This is a genomic window from Campylobacter sp. 2018MI13, assembly GCF_018501135.1.
Lineage (GTDB): Bacteria > Campylobacterota > Campylobacteria > Campylobacterales > Campylobacteraceae > Campylobacter_E.
Window position 1 is genome coordinate 1 of record NZ_JAHCZC010000312.1, and the last position, 380, is coordinate 380.

Sequence of the window (380 nt, forward strand, 5' to 3'; positions counted from 1 at the left end):
GCAATATGGAAGAAAAGTTTTGTACTTTCCGCCGGAACCCCCGAAAACAAACGGTGACATCGTTCGGATGATTGGCATGAAACGTGCTAGCGAGATGGCCATTCCGCCGTGCTTTTCAAAGAATGCTTCGGTTTTTTTCAAATGTTCCTCTTTAATTAAGCGACCTAAAAACGAATTCTTTGTCAATGATTTGCCGACCTTGTGCCCAATGAAGAAATTGAGCGAATCGCCAAGGAACGGAGCAATCAAAAACAAAATTACAAAAATCCAGATGTTAAGGCTGTAATTAGGGTTTGCCGCCATTGCACATGCGGCGAAAAGCAACGAGTCGCCCGGAAGAAACGGCATAATCACGGCTCCTGTTTCAATGAAGATGATGG

At 44.2% G+C, this 380-nt stretch carries 1 protein-coding gene; it reads right to left on the reverse strand.

Going from position 1 to position 380, the window contains the following annotated elements; translation table 11 throughout:
• The coding region (locus KJQ99_RS10160) for a VTT domain-containing protein (protein ID WP_214150777.1) at positions 1–380 on the reverse strand (380 nt) is incomplete at both ends.